The organism is Paenibacillus sp. O199, from assembly GCF_001636635.1.
Lineage (GTDB): Bacteria > Bacillota > Bacilli > Paenibacillales > Paenibacillaceae > Paenibacillus > Paenibacillus marchantiae.
Genome location: NZ_LGRP01000102.1, coordinates 1 through 531, shown reverse-complemented (window position 1 = coordinate 531; position 531 = coordinate 1). Strand labels below are relative to the sequence as shown.

The window sequence follows — 531 nt, the reverse complement described above, 5'->3', positions numbered from 1 at the left end:
GGTCCTGGGAGAGTAGGACGCCGCCAAGCGAAACCCCTTTGGGGTATTTTTTTTCGATTTTTCATAGGGGCCCTTAGCTCAGTTGGTTAGAGCGCACCTCTGATAAGGGTGAGGCCGGTGGTTCGAGTCCACCAGGGCCCATAGTAATACCAGATATACTAAAGTGTATGGGGCCATAGCTCAGCTGGGAGAGCGCCTGCCTTGCAAGCAGGAGGTCAGCGGTTCGATCCCGCTTGGCTCCACCATTCCCTGATAGCTCAGTTGGTAGAGCACTCGACTGTTAATCGAGTTGTCACAGGTTCGAGCCCTGTTCGGGGAGCCATTAAGGCCCGTTGGTCAAGGGGTTAAGACACCTCCCTTTCACGGAGGTAACAGGGGTTCGAATCCCCTACGGGTCATAGCTATATTTATTAGCTTAAAATGGGATGAGAATCCCAAAGGTTCGTCGGTGGATAAACTTCGTTAGCAATGGCTTCGCAGTCTCGAACGAAGTGAGAGTATCCCCTACGGGTCATATATATGGAGGCTTAG

At 52.0% G+C, this 531-nt stretch carries 4 tRNA genes; all 4 read left to right on the top strand.

The window, feature by feature from the left end:
- Nucleotides 1-67 precede the first annotated feature (67 nt).
- The 4 genes from A6049_RS32305 to A6049_RS32290 all read left to right on the top strand — a co-directional run bounded on the left by A6049_RS32305 (nt 68) and on the right by A6049_RS32290 (nt 398).
- Nucleotides 68-141: transfer RNA gene (locus A6049_RS32305), tRNA-Ile, on the top strand.
- 28 nt (nt 142-169) lie between these two features.
- Nucleotides 170-245 (top strand) — tRNA-Ala (locus tag A6049_RS32300).
- Nucleotide 246: 1 nt separating this feature from the next.
- A tRNA-Asn gene (locus A6049_RS32295) sits at nt 247-322 on the top strand.
- 4 nt (nt 323-326) lie between these two features.
- Nucleotides 327-398: transfer RNA gene (locus A6049_RS32290), tRNA-Glu, on the top strand.
- Nucleotides 399-531 lie beyond the last annotated feature (133 nt).